The sequence below is a fragment of the Pseudomonas sp. NMS19W genome (assembly GCF_051554255.1).
GTDB lineage: Bacteria > Pseudomonadota > Gammaproteobacteria > Pseudomonadales > Pseudomonadaceae > Aquipseudomonas > Aquipseudomonas kribbensis.
Map to the genome: position 1 here is coordinate 188,104 of NZ_CP136718.1, position 15,923 is coordinate 204,026.

Annotated in this window: 14 protein-coding genes and 1 pseudogene; 6 read left to right on the top strand and 9 right to left on the bottom strand. The window is 62.0% G+C overall.

Annotation, left to right across the window (positions count from 1 at the left end):
* The first annotated feature begins 28 nt into the window (after positions 1-28).
* From R1A29_RS00770 to R1A29_RS00780, 3 genes and pseudogenes are all read left to right on the top strand, one after another.
* Entirely contained in the window at positions 29-1,957 is a 1,929-nt protein-coding gene (locus tag R1A29_RS00770) for a RecQ family ATP-dependent DNA helicase (protein ID WP_438300385.1), read from the top strand.
* Between the two features lie 108 nt (positions 1,958-2,065).
* Positions 2,066-3,289 (top strand): 3-hydroxyacyl-CoA dehydrogenase NAD-binding domain-containing protein, encoded by a 1,224-nt coding sequence (locus R1A29_RS00775; protein ID WP_438300386.1) that lies wholly within the window; start codon positions 2,066-2,068, stop codon positions 3,287-3,289.
* Between the two features lie 31 nt (positions 3,290-3,320).
* A pseudogene (locus tag R1A29_RS00780) lies at positions 3,321-3,753 on the top strand (acyl-CoA thioesterase).
* A gap of 64 nt (positions 3,754-3,817) precedes the next feature.
* Here R1A29_RS00780 and R1A29_RS00785 read toward each other — a convergent pair.
* From R1A29_RS00785 to R1A29_RS00800, 4 genes are all read right to left on the bottom strand, one after another.
* On the bottom strand, positions 3,818-4,297 hold the full coding sequence (locus R1A29_RS00785) for a glycine zipper domain-containing protein (protein WP_408987162.1): 480 nt from the start codon (positions 4,295-4,297) through the stop codon (positions 3,818-3,820).
* A gap of 211 nt (positions 4,298-4,508) precedes the next feature.
* Positions 4,509-6,857: an FdhF/YdeP family oxidoreductase gene (locus tag R1A29_RS00790; RefSeq protein WP_438300387.1), complete on the bottom strand. Its 2,349-nt coding sequence runs from the start codon at positions 6,855-6,857 to the stop codon at positions 4,509-4,511.
* Positions 6,854-7,693, bottom strand: a complete 840-nt coding sequence (gene fdhD, locus R1A29_RS00795) for a formate dehydrogenase accessory sulfurtransferase FdhD (RefSeq protein ID WP_438300389.1) — start codon at positions 7,691-7,693, stop codon at positions 6,854-6,856. The genes R1A29_RS00790 and fdhD overlap by 4 nt, the downstream gene beginning before the upstream one ends.
* A gap of 92 nt (positions 7,694-7,785) precedes the next feature.
* Positions 7,786-8,673, bottom strand: a complete 888-nt coding sequence (locus R1A29_RS00800) for a LysR family transcriptional regulator (protein WP_085712727.1) — start codon at positions 8,671-8,673, stop codon at positions 7,786-7,788.
* Between the two features lie 137 nt (positions 8,674-8,810).
* On the opposite strand from R1A29_RS00800, the gene lysM reads away from it, so the two are divergent.
* Positions 8,811-9,251 carry a peptidoglycan-binding protein LysM gene (gene lysM / locus R1A29_RS00805; protein ID WP_065257779.1) on the top strand — a complete coding sequence of 147 codons (441 nt, stop codon included), beginning with the start codon at positions 8,811-8,813 and terminating at the stop codon, positions 9,249-9,251.
* A 93-nt stretch (positions 9,252-9,344) separates the two neighbouring features.
* Here lysM and yrfG read toward each other — a convergent pair whose 3' ends face one another.
* Positions 9,345-10,007, bottom strand: a complete 663-nt coding sequence (yrfG, locus tag R1A29_RS00810) for a GMP/IMP nucleotidase (RefSeq protein ID WP_438300391.1) — start codon at positions 10,005-10,007, stop codon at positions 9,345-9,347.
* Positions 10,008-10,095: 88 nt separating this feature from the next.
* On the opposite strand from yrfG, the gene nudE reads away from it, so the two are divergent.
* Together nudE and cysQ are read left to right on the top strand one after the other, a co-directional pair.
* Positions 10,096-10,662 (top strand): ADP compounds hydrolase NudE, encoded by a 567-nt coding sequence (gene nudE, locus R1A29_RS00815; RefSeq protein ID WP_438300392.1) that lies wholly within the window; start codon positions 10,096-10,098, stop codon positions 10,660-10,662.
* Positions 10,663-10,673: 11 nt separating this feature from the next.
* On the top strand, positions 10,674-11,501 hold the full coding sequence (gene cysQ / locus R1A29_RS00820; protein ID WP_438300393.1) for a 3'(2'),5'-bisphosphate nucleotidase CysQ: 828 nt from the start codon (positions 10,674-10,676) through the stop codon (positions 11,499-11,501).
* 15 nt (positions 11,502-11,516) lie between these two features.
* Here the strand turns inward: cysQ and R1A29_RS00825 are convergent, their stop codons facing one another.
* From R1A29_RS00825 to rfbC, 4 genes are read right to left on the bottom strand one after another with little or no spacing between them, the layout of a single operon-like run.
* Entirely contained in the window at positions 11,517-11,972 is a 456-nt protein-coding gene (locus tag R1A29_RS00825; RefSeq protein WP_438300394.1) for a YiiD C-terminal domain-containing protein, read from the bottom strand.
* On the bottom strand, positions 11,969-13,354 hold the full coding sequence (locus R1A29_RS00830; RefSeq protein ID WP_438300395.1) for a sigma-54-dependent transcriptional regulator: 1,386 nt from the start codon (positions 13,352-13,354) through the stop codon (positions 11,969-11,971). The genes R1A29_RS00825 and R1A29_RS00830 overlap by 4 nt, the downstream gene beginning before the upstream one ends.
* Positions 13,351-15,159, bottom strand: a complete 1,809-nt coding sequence (locus R1A29_RS00835) for a sensor histidine kinase (protein WP_438300396.1) — start codon at positions 15,157-15,159, stop codon at positions 13,351-13,353. Before R1A29_RS00835 ends, R1A29_RS00830 begins: the two co-directional genes overlap by 4 nt.
* 52 nt (positions 15,160-15,211) lie before the next feature.
* Positions 15,212-15,757, bottom strand: coding sequence for a dTDP-4-dehydrorhamnose 3,5-epimerase (rfbC, locus tag R1A29_RS00840; RefSeq protein WP_438300397.1), 546 nt, complete (start codon positions 15,755-15,757; stop codon positions 15,212-15,214).
* Positions 15,758-15,923: the final 166 nt, after the last annotated feature.

Consider the following 15,923-nt stretch of genomic DNA (forward strand, 5'->3'; position numbering starts at 1 on the left):
ATCACAGCGGTCAACGGAGTGACAGCGAATGCATAACACCCTGGAACAGGTTTTCGGTTATCCACAGTTTCGACCCGGTCAGGAAGCGGCAATCAGCGCTGTGCTCGCTGGGCGCTCGGCGGCGGCGATCTTTCCCACCGGGTCGGGAAAGTCCCTTTGCTACCAGGTGCCGGCTCTCCTGCTGCCACACCTGACGCTGGTGGTCTCGCCGTTGCTGGCGCTGATGCAGGACCAGCTTGAGTTCTTGCGGCGTCACGGCATTTCGGCGGGGAGCATCGACTCGGCACAAAGCCGCGAAGATGCCAATGATGTGATGGCCCGCGCCCGTTCGGGTGAGCTGAAGATCCTGATGATTTCTGTCGAGCGCTTGAAGAACGAGCGTTTTCGCAATTTTTTGCAGCAGATACCGATCTCGCTGCTGGTGGTGGATGAGGCGCACTGCATCTCCGAATGGGGCCACAACTTCCGGCCCGACTACCTCAAGCTGCCGGACTACCAGCGCCAGTTCAACATCCCGCAGACCCTGCTGCTGACCGCCACCGCAACGCCGAAAGTCATCGCCGACATGCAGGCGAAATTCGCTATCGCCGCCGAAGACGTCGTGACCACCGGTTTCTATCGACCCAACCTCAATCTGCTGGTGGAGCCGGTACGCGGTGAGGACAAGCGTCGACGGCTGGTGCAGTGGATGGCCGAGCGGGCGGGCCAGCCGACCATCGTCTACGTCACCCTGCAAAAAACCGCCGAGCACATCGCCGAGCATCTGGGGCGCAATGGCATTCAGGCCGAGGCTTACCACGCCGGGCTGCCTCACGAACAACGGGACGCGATCCAGAAGCGCTTCATGGGCGGGCAGTCCAATTGCATCGTCGCCACCATCGCGTTCGGCATGGGCATCGACAAGAGCGACATCCGCAATGTGGTGCATTTCGACCTGCCCAAATCCATCGAAAACTACAGCCAGGAAATCGGCCGCGCCGGGCGTGACGGGCAACCGTCCGACTGCCTGGTGCTGGCCAACCGCGACAGCCTCAATGTGCTGGAAAATTTTGTCTACGGCGACACTCCGGAGCGCGATGGCATTCGCCATGTGCTGGATGAGTTGCAGGCCGCTGCGCCTGAAGGTCAGTGGGAGTTTTTGCTCGGGCCATTGGCGGATCAGAGCAACATCCGTGCGCTGCCATTGAAGACATTGCTGGTGCAACTGGAGCTGCGAGGGCTGATAGCCCCGCGCTACGCGTATTACGCCGAATACCGTTTCAAATACCTGCTGGAACCCGAGGCGTTGCTTGAGCGTTTCGAGGGTGAGCGCAGGGATTTCGTCGCGGCGATCATCCAGACCTCGAGCCGCGCACGGACCTGGGCCACGGTGAATTTCGAGGCGATGTACACGCAACATTCCGCTGAGCGTAACCGCGTGGTGAAGGCGCTGGATTACTTTCAGGAGAAGGGCTGGGTCGAGCTTGAGAGCAAGCAGATGACCGAGGTCTACAACGTGCTGCACAGCAGCTTCGACAGTCAGGGCTTGAGTGGCGAGCTGCATGATTACTTCTCCCGCCACGAACAGACCGAGGTGGCGCGGATTCACGCGATGCTCGAGCTGTTTGCCACCGAGCGCTGCCTGGGCTATCGACTGGCGGAGTACTTCGGTGATCACAATGCCCCCGAGCAGTGCGGGCATTGCTCGGTGTGTCACGGGCAGATTGCCCGGTTGCCGGCGCCTCCGGAATTGCCGGCGCTTGTGGATAAAAGTTTCCCGGCGTTAGGCGGCGACTTTATCCACAGGCACGAGCAACAGACCGGAAGTGCGCCTTCAGCGGAACGGCTGACGCGTTTTCTGTGCGGGATCAGTGTGCCGCTGTTCACCAGGCTCAAGGCGCGGACGATTGCCGGGTATGCGGCACTGGAGGAGTATCCCTACGCGGATGTAAGGGCATGGGCTCAGGCGCATCTCTGAGCGGCGAATCCATCTGCTGAATGTCGATCATCACGGCAATAAACTTCAAAAATGCCCGGTGGCTGACTATGGTGAAGGCTGTCTTTGGATCTCCAACAAGAGCACAACATGAGCCAGACATCCTTCGAAATCCGCCAGGCCGCCGTGATCGGCGCCGGCACCATGGGCCGCGGCATTGTCATGTGCCTGGCCAACGCCGGCGTGTCAGTGCAATGGGTCGACAACAATCCACAGATGCTCGAGCAGGCGCTGAAGGCGGTGGCCGATACCTATGCGCACAACGTGCGTCAGGGGCGGATCGATCAGGCCGAGGCCGATACGCGAATCGCCCGGGTCAGCGCGGCGGCGGATTATGTGGCGATCCGCAATGTCGATCTGGTGATCGAAGCGGTGTACGAGAATCTCGAGCTCAAGCAGAAGATCTTCCGTGAGCTCGATGGCTTGCTCAAGCCGGAGGCGCTGTTGGCGAGCAATACCTCGGCGCTGGACATCGATGCAATTGCCGCCGCGACACGACGCCCAACTCAAGTGCTGGGCCTGCATTTTTTCAGCCCGGCGCACATCATGAAATTGCTGGAAATCGTCCGTGGCGCGCGAGCCTCGCCGGCCGTGCTGGAAGCGGCCCTCGAACTGGGCAAGCGTATGGGAAAGGTCAGTGTGGTGTCGGGCAACTGTCACGGTTTCATCGGCAACCGCATGCTTCATCCTTACGTACTCGAGGCGCGCAAGATGCTCCTCGAAGGGGCCTGGCCACAGCAGATCGACGCGACGTTGCAGGGCTTCGGTTTTGCCATGGGGCCGTTTCGCATGTACGACGTGGTCGGCATCGACCTGGAGTGGCGTGCCCGGGAGCTGGCCGGCAAGGGTCAGGATGCACCAGAGGTTCAGGTGGATAACCGCTTGTGCGAGCTGGGGCGGTTCGGACAGAAGTCCGGTAACGGCTACTACCACTATGAGCCCGGCAGTCGTCAGGCTGAACATGACCCCGAGGTGGACGCGCTGGTGTTGAGCGTCAGCGAAGGTCTGGGGTTTCATCGCCGTGACATCGGGTCCGAGGAGATCCTTGAGCGTTGCCTTCTGGCGTTGGTCAATGAGGGCGCGAAAATCCTGCAGGAAGGGATTGCCGAGTCAGCCCATGACATCGATCAGGTTTACCTGAATGGCTACGGCTTTCCGGCGGAGAGGGGCGGGCCGATGGCCTGGGCGGACGATCAGGGCCTGGCAGACATTCACAAGCGGCTGCTGGCACTGGAAACGCGGCAGGGCGATCAATGGCGGCCGGCACAATTGATTGGCGAGCTGGCAGCGCGAGGAAAGGGTTTTTACCTTTAGACTGGGCCGATCACTCAAGGAATCGACACTGATGTCCAACCCGATGCCGCAACGCACCGATTACCCGCATTTCCAGCCGATCACCACACGCTGGCACGACAACGATGCCTACGGTCACATCAACAACGTCACCTACTACAGCTTTTTTTGACACGGCCGTGAACACCTACCTGATTCAGGTCGGTGGCCTGGATATTCACGACGGCGAGGTGGTGGGATTTGTAGTGAGTTCGTCCTGCGATTATTTCGCCTCGATTGCGTTTCCGGACCGGATCGAGATCGGTCTGCGGGTCGGCAAACTGGGCAACAGTTCAGTGCAGTACGAGCTGGCGGTGTTCAAGGCTGGCGAACATGAAGCCTGTGCGGCGGGGCGCTTCGTTCATGTATTCGTTGATCGGGCGTCGAATCAGCCAGTGGCGATCCCGGCCGGTTTGCGCGGAGCGCTGGAACGCCTTGCCGTCTGACAGGCAAAAAAAATCGCAGCTCGGGGGAGCTGCGATCTGGCTGTACCGGCAACGAGGTCAGGCCTCAGTCGCGGTAGTAGCGGTGATGCTTGCGATGGCCGTAGGCATGACCGCGACCATGGTGACGATCACGGTAGTAGCGACGATCGTCACGGCCGCGATCGTAATGACGGTCTTCGCGATTGCTTTCGTTGCCCATGTAGTTGCCCAGCGCACCACCGGCGCCGCCACCTGCTGCGGCGCCGATCAGGCTGCCGGTGGTGCCGCCCATGCTGCGGCCGACCACGTTACCGCCGGCTGCGCCCAGCGCACCGCCAATGGCGGCTTCGCCACGGCTGTGTTTGTTGGCGCCAACCGCGCTACCACCCGCGCCACCCAGGGCCGCGCCAATGGTTGAACCTGTGCTGCCGCCTAAAGACTGACCGACGACCGAGCCAAGAACCCCGCCCAATGCGCCGCCCACACCTGCTTCGGTGGTGCCTCCGGCAGAAGCGAAGCCACTGACCAGGCCAAGGGACAACAAGAGAATCTGGGAGAACTTCATAGAGGAGCCTCAAAGGGATGACGGCGCGATCCTGAGGCTGTGTAACAAGGCTGACAATCGAAATCCGACGAATAACACGACTTGTATACAATTATGCAAGCTACTGTTTTTTATGCGGAACTTAACCGATTTTCGCCGGTCTTTAGCTACTTCACAAAGGCCGCTTTTATGCAAAAGCGGCCTTTTTTTGTGGGCGCAGAAAAGTTTTGTATCAGGCCGACTTGGCCATGATCAACCCTGTCTCGCTCGCCGCTTCCAAACGAATGGCGATGAACTTCGACGTCGGCGTATGGCTGCCATCCCCGGTGCTTTCCAGCGGCACCAGCGGATTGACCTCTGGATAGTAGGCAGCTGCCTGACCTGCCGGAATATCGAACGCCAGCAGCGTGAAGCCCTTAACCCGACGCTCGCGGCCATCATCCCACAGCGACACGATGTCTGCCTTTTGCCCCGGTTTGAAGCCCAGGCGGATGATGTCCGCCTCGTTGGCGAACAGCACGTCCCGCTGTCCCTTCACGCCGCGATAACGGTCGTCGAGGCCATAAATCGTGGTGTTGTACTGATCGTGAGAACGCATCGATTGCAGGATCAGATCCGGCAGTTTGCCCGTGGCGCGGGTGCGCTCGTGAATCAGGTCTTTTGGCAGCATGTTCGGTTTGAAGTTGGCCCGGCCCGATGTGGTGTTCCACTTGCGCGCGCCGGCGCTGTTGCCGAGGTAGAAGCCGCCCGGGTTCTTGACCTTCTCGTTGAAGCCCTTGAAGCCCGGAATGGTGTCGGCGATCAGTTCGCGGATGCGCCGGTAGTCGGCCACCAGCCAGTTCCAGTCCACCGGTTTGCTGCCCAGTGTGGCGGCGGCGATGCCGGCAATGATCGACGGCTCCGAGCGCATCTGGTTCGACAGCGGCTGCAACTGACCGTTGGAGGCGTGCACCATGCTGAACGAGTCTTCCACGGTGACGGCTTGAGGGCCTTCGGTCTGGATGTCGATGTCGGTACGGCCCAGGCACGGCAGGATCAATGCGTCCTTGCCGTGGGCCAGGTGACTGCGGTTGAGCTTGGTGCTGATCTGCACTGTCAGGTCGCAGTTGCGCAGGGCCTGGAAGGTGCGCGGGCTGTCCGGCGTGGCCTGGGCGAAGTTGCCGCCCAGACCGATGAACACCTTGGCGCGACCTTCGGCCATCGCGTGAATCGCTTCGACCACGTTGTGCCCGTTGTGGCGCGGCACCTTGAACTGGAAGCGACGCTCCAGGGAATCGAGGAACGCCACCGGCGGACGCTCGTTAATACCCATGGTGCGGTCGCCCTGCACGTTACTGTGGCCGCGCACCGGGCACAGACCGGCGCCGGGCTTGCCGATGTTGCCGCGCAGCAGCATCAGGTTGGCGATTTCCTGGATGGTCGGCACCGAGTGGCGGTGCTGGGTGATGCCCATCGCCCAGCACATGATCACGTTCTTGCCTTTGGCGTACATGCGCGCCGCTTGCTCGATTTCCACCAGGGTCAGGCCGGACTGCGCGACGATCTGCTCCCACGGCGTGTCATCGACGACACCGAGGTATTCCAGCACGTTGACGCTGTGTTCATTGAGGAAGTCGTGATCGAACACTGCCGGTGCACCGGCCTTCTGCGCATCCCGCTCCCATTGCAGCAGGAATTTGGCCATGCCGCGCAGTACCGCCATGTCGCCGCCCAGTGCCGGGCGGAAATACGCGGTGTTGGTCGGTTTGTCGCCGTTGGTGAGCATTTCGATCGGGTGCTGCGGGTGCTGGAAGCGTTCCAGGCCGCGCTCTTTCAGCGGGTTGATGCAGACCACCTGAGCGCCGCGCTTCACCGCTTCACGCAGCGGTTCGAGCATGCGCGGATGGTTGGTGCCGGGGTTCTGGCCCCAGACGAAAATCGCATCGGCGTGTTCGAAGTCGTCGAAGGTCACCGTGCCTTTGCCGACACCAACGCTTTGCGCGAGCGCCACGCCGCTGGCCTCGTGGCACATGTTCGAGCAGTCGGGGAAGTTGTTGGTGCCGAAAGCGCGGACGAACAGTTGATACAGATACGCCGCTTCGTTGCTGGCGCGCCCCGAGGTGTAGAACTCGGCCTGGTCCGGGCTCGACAACGCTTGCAGGTGTTTGCCGATCAGGGCGTAGGCATCGTCCCAGCTGATCGGCTTGTAGCGATCGGTTTCGGCGTCATACACCACCGGCTCGGTCAGGCGACCTTGATACTCGAGCCAGTAGTCGCTCTGCTCCAGCAAAGCGGTGACGCTGTGCTTGGCGAAGAACTTTGCATCCACTCGACGCTTGGTCGCTTCCCAGTTCACCGCTTTGGCGCCGTTCTCGCAGAACTTGACCATGCCGCTTTCCGGCGAATCGCCCCAGGCGCAGCCCGGGCAGTCGAAGCCGCCGTTCTGGTTGGTCTTGAGCATCATGCGCAGATTTTTCAGCGCGTTGTCGCTGGTCAACCAGGCCTGGGCCACGCTGATCAGTGCGCCCCAACCGCCGGCTGCACCCTTGTAGGGCTTGTAGCGCGGGACGGGTTTCTGGTCGGCTTGATGGTGTTGGCTCACGGGTGTTTCTCCATTTCTGGGCTATACACCCGCGGCGCGTTTTTCTGCGGCAGGTGGATGAGATTGAGGTTGTGCCGACGGGCCCACTGCACGGCGAGGCCGGTGGGCGCGGACAGACTGACGAGGGTCTGGATCCCGGCGCGCAGGACTTTCTGAATCAATTCGAGGCTGCAACGGCTGGTGACAATCGCCAGGCCGCCGGTAGTGAATATCTTTTGCCGGATCAGGCCGCCGATCAGTTTGTCGAGAGCGTTATGCCGGCCAATGTCTTCACGGCCCAGCAGCAATTCACCGCTGGCGTTCATGAACACCGCCGCGTGCACCGCGCCGCAATGCTGGCCGAGCGGCTGGAACGCGCCGATGCGCTGGCGCAGACCGTCGAGCCATTCGACCGGCGGCAAAGGCGCGCCGGGCAGAACCTTGAGGTCGGGCAACGCCTGTTCCACCGCTTCCACGCCGCACAATCCGCAGCCGCTGGTGCCGGCCAGTTGCCGACGTTGTTGCTTGAGGTTCCAGAAGGCGCGGTTGGCGATGGTCACCTGGGCGTACTGCGCCGAGCCTGAGCCGGTCAGTTGCAGGTCGTAAATATCGGTGGCGTCTTCGATGATGCCGCTGCCGAGGCTGAAGCCGACGATGAAGTCTTCGAGGTCGGTCGGTGTCACCAGCATCACGGCCTGGCTGATGCCGTTGTAGGCAATCGCCAGCGCGACTTCCTCGGCCAGCGCGGTGCTGGCCGACTCCGCCAGGGGCAGGTCGCTGTAGCTGTAGGTCTGACTGGCGGCGGGCGCGGGCGTTTCGAGTGCAGGCGCCGCGCAGGCCGGGCGCTTGGCGTTCATGGCATCACCGACGGATTGATCAACGTTAAGACTAGGCGCGGCAACTTGTCGCGTCTAATCGCTAGTGTCGATCTATCGATAGATGCCGTCGATCAAGCGGCCGCTGGCGATTTCTGATACAGCGCGAAACAGGCCTCGGCAAGTGCCGAGCGCGGGGCGCCACGGCGCATGATCAGCCCCAGTCGGGCGAGGGTCTGGGCGTTTTCGATAGGCTGCAGCCGCAGGTGATCGGTGAGGCTTTCGAGGCCGCCGTCCAGCGGCATGATCGCGCAGCAGAATCCGCCGTGCACAGCTTGTAACAATTGATGCACGGCGTCGGTCTGCAATAGTGGCTGCGGTGTCAGGCCGCGACTATGGAAGTTGTGGTCGATCGACTGGCGAAAGTGCATGCCGCTGGTGAGCATGCCCAGCGGCAGTTCGATCAGCGCCTGCCAGCTCAGCGGTGCTTCGCCGAAACTGAAGGAGCGCTGATCGTAGAGCAGGCCCATGCGGGTTTCGTCGAAGGCCAGGGATTCGAAACGTTCGTTGTCGAGACGATCCAGATAGGACACGCCGATGTCGATCCGGTTGTCCGCCAATTGTTCGAGGATCTGCTCGGAGCTCAGTGCCGACAGTTCGAAACGCAGCTCCGGGTGTGCAGCGTGCAGGCGTTGCATCAGCGGCAGCGGATCGAAACTCGACAGCGGCACCACCCCGAGGCGCAAGGTGCCGATCAGGTTGCCGCGACAGGCCGCCGCTTCCGCCTGCAAGCCGTCATAAGCCGCCAGCACGGTACGGGCCCAGGCCAGCACTCGCTCGCCTGGTGCGGTAAAGCCTTCGAAGCGCTGACCGCGATTGACCAGCGGCAGGTCGAGTTCTTCTTCGAGGCTGCGCAGGCGCATCGACAGGGTCGGCTGGGTGATGTGGCAGCGGGCGGCGGCCTGGCCGAAGTGGCGGGTTTCGTCGAGGGCGATGAGGAATTTCAGCTGCTTGATGTCCATCTTCGCTCCGGGGCGCTGGCAAGGGTGGGCGATTCTACCGCTTGCACGGGGGCAGGGTCATTGGTCGGGCCGGAACCGGTGGGGTTCGGGGTGGTCTAGGCTTGGGCGTCTGGAACTTAAATCAAGGAGTGTGCGCTATGAGTCTTTTGAGCTTTGTAAAAGAGGCGGGTGAGAAGCTGATCGACCTGCTGACCCCCGGCAACGCCAATGCCAGTGAGCAGTTGAAGGAACACATCAGCAAAGTCGGGTTGGGTAACCCGAATGTCCAGGCCACCGTGGACGGCGACAAGGTGACGGTCACCGGTGAGGTGGCGAGCCAGGAAGAGAAAGAGAAGATTCTGCTGGCCGTCGGCAACATCGAAGGCGTGGGCAGTGTCGATGACCAGATCACTGTGACCGGGCCGGTGGTGGCCGCCGCACGTTTTGTGGTGGTGAAAAAGGGCGACACCCTCAGCGCGATTTCCCTGGCGGTGTATGGCAACGCCAATCAGTACAACAAGATCTTCGAGGCCAACAAGCCAATGCTCAAGGATGTGAACAAGATCTATCCGGGGCAGACGCTGCGTATTCCTGATTAATTTTCGAAACCGCAATCGCGAGCAGGCTCGCTCCCACATTGGAATGCCTTTCAATTGTGGGAGCGAGCCTGCTCGCGATGAAGTCCGCGCGGTCTAAAGCCCTTTAAGCAAATCCCGATAATCCTCGACCGCCGCAAATTCCGCCGTGTCCTTCGGCCCCTTGCGACTGTCCGGTTCCTTTACTGCCAGCAAATGCGCCACCCCGAAATCCCGTGCACTGCGCAGGATCGGCAAGGTGTCGTCGATGAACAGGCTGCGCGCCGGATCGAATCCGATATCCGCCTGCAAGGCATCCCAAAACTGCGGGTTCTCCTTGGGGAATCCGTAATCATGAGAGCTGATCAGCCGCTCGAAGTAGGGCGCCAGTTCAACCCGTTCCAGTTTCAGCGACAGTGAATCGCGGTGCGCATTGGTGATCATCACTACGCGTTTACCGGCCCGTTTGATCGCGGCCAGAAAGGTGTCGGCGTCGGGGCGCAGGGCGATCATGTGAGCGGTTTCCAGCTTCAGCTCGCGCACCGACAGCTTCAGTTCCGTGCTCCAGAAATCCAGGCAATACCACTGCAATTGACCGGCATGGCGCTCGAACAACGGCTGCAATTCCATTTCCGCCATGGCCCGGCTCACGCCATGCAGTTCGGCGTAGCGCTGTGGCAGGTGTTCCAGCCAGAAGTGATTGTCGAAGTGCAGATCCAGCAACGTGCCGTCCATGTCCAGCAGAACGGTATCGATGTCGGACCACGGTAATGAAGGCATGGCAACGTCTCGAACGGTAGAAAGATATCCGACACAAACAATCGGAAAAGCCGCGTTATAGTAGCGCGTTCACGCCAAGGAGCTTTGCATGCGCCAGAAACCAACCGTACTCGCCCGGGAAATCGTCGCCACCAGCCGTCTGTTCTGCGTCGAAGAGCTGAAGCTGCGCTTTTCCAACGGCGTGGAGCGCACCTACGAGCGGCTGGTGGGCAAGGGCGCCGGTTATGGCGCGGTGATGATCGTGGCCATGCTTGATGCCGAGCACGCGGTGCTGGTCGAGGAATACTGCGGCGGTACCGACGAGTACGAATTGTCCTTGCCCAAAGGCTTGATCGAGCCGGGCGAAGATGTACTGGCGGCGGCCGAGCGTGAGCTCAAGGAAGAGGCGGGCTTCGGTGCACGGCAACTGGAACACCTGACCGAGTTGTCGTTGTCCCCCGGTTACATGAGCCAGAAAATCCAGGTGGTGCTTGCCAGCGATCTATACGAAGAGCGACTGGAAGGCGATGAGCCGGAGCCGATGCGGGTGGACAAGATCAACCTGCGGGATCTCTCGGCGCTGGCGCAAAATCCGCAATTTTCCGAAGGTCGTGCCCTGGCGGCGTTGTACCTGGCCCGCGATCTGCTGACCCAGCGCGGCGTTTTCCAGTCATGAGTGAGATGTCGATGAGTTTTCCCCATCCGAAGATGGCGCCGGTGGTTGAACTGGCGCTGCGGGCTGGCGAGGCGATCCTGCCGTTCTGGCGCGCCGATGTGGCTGTCACCGCCAAGTCCGATGATTCGCCGGTGACGGCGGCGGATATCGCCGCGCACCATGTGATTGTCGCAGGCCTGACGGCGCTGGATCCGAGCATCCCGGTGCTGTCCGAAGAAGACGCCAACATCCCGCAAGGCGTGCGCGCCGGCTGGCAGCGCTGGTGGCTGGTGGATCCGCTGGATGGCACCAAGGAGTTCATCAGCGGCAGCGAAGAGTTCACCGTCAACATCGCCCTGATCGAAAATGGCCGCGTGGTGTTCGGGGTGGTTTCGATGCCAACCAATGGGCGCTACTACGTCGGCGGTGCCGGGCTCGGTGCCTGGCGGGGCGATACGGGCGGCACGCCGGTGGCGATTCGGGTGCGTGACGTGCCTGGCCCTGGCGAGGCTTTCACCGTGGTCGCCAGCCGCCGTCATTCCAGCCCGGAGCAGGAACGCTTGCTGGCCGGATTGAGCGCAAGCCTTGGCGAGTTGCAACTGGCCAACATCGGCAGTTCGCTGAAGTTCTGTCTGTTGGCCGAAGGCGCGGCAGATTGTTATCCGCGACTGGCACCGACATCCCAGTGGGACACGGCGGCGGCGCAAGGCGTGCTGGAAGGCGCGGGTGGTGAGGTGCTGGGGTTGAACGGTGAAGCGTTCTGTTACCCGGCGCGGGAATCACTGCTGAACGAGTTCTTCCTGGCGCTGCCAGCAAAAGCCGCATGGCGCGCGAAGCTGCTGGAGCTGGCCCGCTCGTAAGCGCACTCCCATACCTCAGCGGTGCAGCACGTACTGCCCGCTGAAGGTCACCGCCCCCTCATCGCTGCCCGCATTGACGATCCGCGTCTGCAGGGTCAATCGAGCCCGCCCGTAACGCTGATACATCGCCAGGAATTTCTTCCACACGGCTGCACTCGGCGCCGGGCAGATCGCGATGGCATCGCCGGTTACCGGCAGCGGATAACTGATCTGTCCTTCCTGAATGACGATGTGTCCGTCGTCGATGCCTTCTTCCTTCAAACGCAGGTGCAGCCAGCCCCAGCCGGCCAGCACCGCGCCGCAATACAGACTGCCGCCGAACATGGTGCTCTTGTGATTGACGTTGGCCTCCAGCGGCAAATGCAGGCGCAGTTGCTGTTCGTGCCAGTCGAGCACCTTGAGGCCCATGTCCCGGGTCAGAGGGATGTCGTGATGGAGGACGGATTCCAGATATTGGCTGTCGTGCTTCATTCGGATTCGTCTCCATGGTTGCTGCTGTCGGCGAAGTTCAGTCCGTGTTTGCGCAGTTTGTCGTGCAGGGTCTTGCGTGGGATGCCCAGGGCTTCGGCGAGGCTGCGCACCGAGCTGTGCGAGCGGGCCAGCTCGGCGGCGATCAATGACTTCTCGAAATGTTCCACCTGTTCACTGAGGCCACCGCTGGTGATCTCGATGGTCGCGCTGCCGCCGTCGGGTTGAGTGTTGTCCAGCGCCAGCTCCAGGCCGAGGGCGAAGCGCTCCGCCGCGTTCTGCAATTCCCGCACATTGCCCGGCCATGCGTGACGCAGCAGCAACGCCCGTTGCGCCGGTTGCAGCTCGTGGGGCGGCAGACCGTGGCGGGCGCTGGCTTCATCGGCATAGTGCTGGAACAGCACCAGCGCGTCTTCGCCCCGTTCACGCAGTGGCGGGATGCGCAGCGGCGCGACGTTGAGGCGGTAATACAAGTCCGCCCGGAACCGTCCTTGATCGGCGGCCTGGCGCAGGTCTTCCTTGGTCGCGGCGATGACGCGGATGTCCAGCGGGATCAACTGATTGCCGCCGAGGCGTTCGACGACTCGCTCTTGCAGCATGCGCAGCAGTTTTACCTGCACGTCCATGCTCATGCTTTCGATTTCATCGAGGAACAACGTGCCGCCATTGGCGAATTCGAATTTGCCGATTCGGCGTTTTTGCGCACCGGTGAAAGCACCGGGCTCATGACCGAACAACTCGCTTTCCACCACCGACTCAGCCAGTGCCCCGGCATTGATCGCCACGAACGGGCCGTTACGCCGGCTCGACAGGTCGTGCAGCGCACGGGCGACGACTTCCTTGCCGGCACCGGTTTCGCCGAGGATCAGGACATCGGCCTTGGTCGCGGCCAGTGCGCCGATCTGCTCGCGCAGGCGTGCCATCGGGGCCGAGTGGCCGACCAGTCGGGCGCTAAGTTCGTTGCGGTCACTCAGGGCCATGCGCAGGCTGCGGTTGTCCAGCACCAGACGCCGCAGGGCCAGTGCGCGGCGCACGCTGTCGAGCAGGGCGTCGCTGGCGAAAGGCTTTTCCAGAAAATCGTAGGCGCCGGCGCGCATGGCCTGCACCGCCAACGGCACGTCGCCATGGCCTGTGATCAGCAGCACGGGCAGCTCGGGATCCTGAGCGTGAAGTTCATGGAGCAACTCAAGACCATCCATGCCGGGCATACGGATGTCGCTGACCACCACGCCGGGCCAGTCGCGCTCCAGTTGCGCGGCCAGCCCCTTGGCTTCGGACAGCGGAAGGATTTTCAGGCCGGCCAGATCCAGCGTCTGGCCGAGGGCCTGACGCAGGTGCGGATCGTCGTCGATCAGCACCACCTGAATGCGGTTGTCGATGGTCATGCACTTCGATCCTCGGACGGTTGCAGGCTGACCCCGGGCGCGCCGGCGCGCAGCCGCAGGGTGATCAAGGCGCCACCTTGCTTGTGGTTGGCGAACGACAGTTCACCGCCGAAGGCGCGCATCAGGGTTTCGCAAATGGCCAACCCCAGACCAAGCCCCTGAGTGCGGGTCTTGGTGGTGTAAAACGGTTCGCTGGCGCGGCCCAGGGCTTCCATGCAGAAACCCGGACCATTGTCGCGAATGTACAGATTGACGCCCTCGCCGGTGGATTCGGCACTCAGCCACAATTTGCGCGGCGGGCCTTTTTCGGTCAGGGCATCGAGGGCGTTGGCCAGCAGGTTGCCGAGGACCTGGCGCAGACGGGTTTCCCCGGCCTCGACCCACAAGGTTGCGGCAGGCAGGTCGCGGATCAGCTCCACATCCATGCTCCGGCGACGTTTGGCCAGCAGCGCCAAGGCATCGTCCAGCGCCGGTTGCAGGGCCACGCTTTCCGGGGCGTGGCGATCGCGGCGGGCGAAGGCGCGCAGGTGAGCGATGATTGACGCCATGCGCCCGGTCAGTTCGCTGATCAACTTGAGGTTGCCGCGAGCGTCGTCGGTGCGCTGGTGGTCCAGCAGCACTTCGGCGTTTTCCGCGTAACTGCGGATCGCCGCCAGCGGTTGATTGAGTTCGTGGCTGATGCTCGCCGACATCGTCCCGAGCGCTGACAGTTTGCCGGCCTGCACCAGATCGTCCTGGGCCCGGACCAGTTCCTGCTGGGCCTGTTCGCGTTCCAGCACTTCCTGTTTCAGGCGTCGGTTGAGCCCTTCCAGATCGCTGGTGCGTTCGGCTACCCGGCCTTCGAGTTCCCGTCGCGCCTTGGCTTCGAAAGCGATGCGTTCCAGATAGTGACGACGGCGCTGCATCATCAGACCGAGCAATAACATGACCACCAGCAACGTGGCGCCGCCGACGGCCACCACGGTGCGCACCGGACGGTCGATCAGGGTGCGCGGGGCCAGAATGCTGACGCTCCAGCCGGTTTCTTCGATGTCCCGGGTCTGGGTCAGCCAGGCGGTCGGGCTGAGGTTCAATGGGCGCGGTGAGCGAGTGGGGTAGGGCTGAATGGCGGTGATTGCCGAGCGTTCATTGTCATTTAGCGGACGGGTTGAACGGAATCGCCATTCCGGACGTGACGTAAGGATGACCACGCCGTTGTGATCGGTCACCAGCAGTTGCTCCGGGGTTTTGCCCCACAGGCTTTCGGTGTGGTCGAGATCGACCTTGATCACCAGCACACCGATGATTTTTTCGCCATTGCGCACGGCCGCGGCGAAGAAGTAGCCGCGCTTGGCAGAGGTGGTGCCAAGGCCGAAGAAGCGGCCCAAGCGACCGGCCATGGCTTCGCTGAAGTAAGGCCGGAACGAGAAATTGCGCCCGACGAAACTGTCGTGCTTGTCCCAGTTCGACGCCGCCAGCGTTCGACCCGTGGTGTCCATCAGGTACATGACTTCGGCGCCGGTCTGGGAAGCGATGTTCTTCAGCAGGCGGTTGGCGTTGCCCTGGGTGACGCCGTCGTCCGGCGCACCGATGATCGCCCGCAGGGCCGGCAGGTCCCCGAGGATCTGTGGCAGCACTTCGTAGCGATGCAAGGTGCCCAGCAGGTTGGCGACGTAGAGGTCGAGCGTCTGGCGGTTCTGCCCGATCAGTTCGCTGCGGTAATAGCGCTCGGCCAGATGTTGCAGCGGCCACAGCAGTGGAGCCAGGCACAGGGCCAGCAGGGCGAGGCTGCGCCAGCGGGGGCGACGGGGAAGGGTCGGAGTCATGAGCATCGAGCGCCTGTGGATACAGGCGCATTATGCCTAGGCTCGGGGCACTTCAGGAAAAGACGTCGGCATCCTTGAACAACACCGCTGTCTGATCCTTGGCTGACAGTTTCGGGGCTTCGTCCAGTTGCCAGTCGATGTCCAGATCCGGGTCGTCCCAGCGAATGCTGCGTTCGGCCGACGGGGTGTAGTAGTCAGTGGTCTTGTAGAGAAATTCAGCGAATTCGCTCAGTACCACGAAACCATGGGCGAAGCCTTCCGGCACCCACAGCTGACGGTGATTGCCGGCGGACAGACGTACGGCGACCCATTTGCCGAAGTGCGGCGAGCTGCGACGGATATCGACGGCCACGTCGAGCACTTCACCGGCCGTGACGCGGACCAGCTTGCCCTGGGTGTTTTCCAGCTGGTAATGCAAACCACGCAGGACGCCTTTTTGCGAGCGGGAATGGTTGTCCTGGACAAATAGCGGGCTCAGACCGGTTGCATCGTGGAAGGCCCTGGCGTTGAAGCTTTCGTAGAAGAAACCGCGTTCGTCACCAAATACCTTGGGTTCAATGATCAGAACGCCGGGCAGGTCGGTGGTGATTACATTCATGAATGTTTTCCAGTGGCTGGTACGGATGGCCGACATTCTTGCGCAAAGTACCAAAGGGTACGAGTGCAGACTTGTAAAATGCCCTCGTCTCCACAGGCAGAGGGACGGATGGTCGGGGGTTGCTTATCGCCGGAAGCAGTGGCGATATAAGCGCCTAATAAAATTT